The following is a 1,546-nucleotide window of genomic DNA, read 5'->3' as shown; positions in this document are numbered from 1 at the left end:
CTGCCGCTGCCAAGCCTATTTATTAACCGGTGATATGAACGCCACCGACCCGGTGTGCCAGCACTCTCCCCAGCATGGGTTGTTAGAGAGCCTAATCGCAGAAAACAGCCATAACACACCCGATCAAGCGACGCTGATTCCCCGCAATGCCCGCCAGTCAAAGCAGTTGCAGGGTCAGGCTGAAATTCAAAGCGGCTTGAGACAGAATGGCTTGGCAGCGCCTTCGCCCCGCCAACCACTTGAGCTGATTTACCGGCAATAAGCCTGTTTATCCGTAATAAATCTATTGATTAGTAATCAACCTGGCTATCAGCAACAAACCGATTAAGGCTCGCAGGTAGCTCGCTCAGCATGAGCGGGCAGCTGCGGGCAAACGGCTGCTAACGAATGTCCACTCGCTTGCCAGCCATCCACCCCATTTGGGTACCAATAGAGCTCTTCATAGCCCATTGCCTCAGCGCGCCGTGCAGCGTTCCAGGAAAGCCAGCAGTCAGCACGGCAGAAGAACACTAGCGGCGCGGCTTCAGCGTGCTTACGCTGCGCATCCAGTGCTGTGGTGAAATAATCAATCCACTCCTCTTCCAAACTAGCTGCGCCCACATTAGGCAGCCAAATACTGCCTGGAATCGTTAAGTGCGCACTGTCCTGAAGAAAAAGACCGTTATGCCAGGGCAGCGCGTAGACATCCACCAGAATCACTGGCGGTGACGCCAGCAGCGCTTGAAAAGCATGGTCATCTAACGTGGTCACCCCTGGAAGCGGTGCGGTAACAGGCGCTTTAAAAGGCGGCAAACGATAGCCTTCTTGGTTAAATGTCGCGGTGGGCGCTTCAGCGTGTACCGCTCCACTGAATACACCCGCTGCCCACACCACACAGAGCATATAGCGGCGCACAGAGTACGCCGAAGGTTGTGTCGACATGGTGACATTACTCCCAATCAAACGGGCAGGCGGTACAACCCTCCATTTGGGCCATTTGGAAGTTGCCGTAGTGGATGCGTGCACCGGTCATATCAGCATCATTGAGCCGCGTGATGTTCATTTTTGCTTCTTGCAGATTAGCATCGCGCAGGTCCGCACCGATCAGGTTGACCTTATTCATCCAGGCCATTTCCAGATTACTGCCCATCAACGTTGCTCCTTGCATGCTGGCCCCGGAAAGCCGGGCAAACTCAAGGTTAGCGCCGGTCAAATCGGCATAATCAAATGTCGCGCCCTGGGCATAAATACTCCAGCTATCCAATCCAACCAAACTGGCATGGGAAAGATCGGCGCCGCGTAAATGCGTGTTGGGCATGCGTGCACGATTGAGGTTGGCATGTCTCAGCGATGCCCCTTCAAAATCAACGCTGCGTAGGTTGCTGTGGCGGAAATCCGAGCCTTCTAGGTTACTGCCCGCAAAGTTAGCACCCTGTAGGTCAAGATTGGAAAAGTCGCCGCCGGATAAATCCATATTGGCGCACTGAGTACCTGGCACCAACTCACAGCCGTTATGCACTGGCGGTTGATACGCTTCAACATAATCGTCGGCTACAACGCTGCCTAT

2 protein-coding genes and 1 pseudogene are annotated in these 1,546 nt (G+C 54.1%); 1 reads left to right on the top strand and 2 read right to left on the bottom strand.

From position 1 onward, the window contains the following. Positions 1–262: pseudogene (locus INT22_RS20435) on the top strand (pyrroloquinoline quinone biosynthesis protein PqqE); the annotation flags it as partial. Positions 263–324: 62 nt separating this feature from the next. On the opposite strand, the gene INT22_RS07460 reads toward INT22_RS20435, so the two are convergent. Together INT22_RS07460 and INT22_RS07455 are read right to left on the bottom strand one after the other, a co-directional pair. Beyond that, entirely contained in the window at positions 325–921 is a 597-nt protein-coding gene (locus tag INT22_RS07460; protein ID WP_193059709.1) for a rhodanese-like domain-containing protein, read from the bottom strand. A gap of 7 nt (positions 922–928) precedes the next feature. Beyond that, on the bottom strand, positions 929–1,546 hold a 618-nt coding region (locus tag INT22_RS07455), incomplete at its 5' end, for a pentapeptide repeat-containing protein (RefSeq protein ID WP_226912492.1).

The organism is Halomonas sp. 3D7M (assembly GCF_014897885.1).
Classification (GTDB): domain Bacteria; phylum Pseudomonadota; class Gammaproteobacteria; order Pseudomonadales; family Halomonadaceae; genus Vreelandella.
This window is presented reverse-complemented; position numbering and strand designations above follow the sequence as displayed.

What these genes read in the sequence shown, in the direction of transcription:
- INT22_RS07460 (WP_193059709.1), bottom strand. Translation starts at nt 921, where the DNA reads ATGTCGACACAACCTTCGGCGTACTCTGTGCGCCGCTATATGCTCTGT.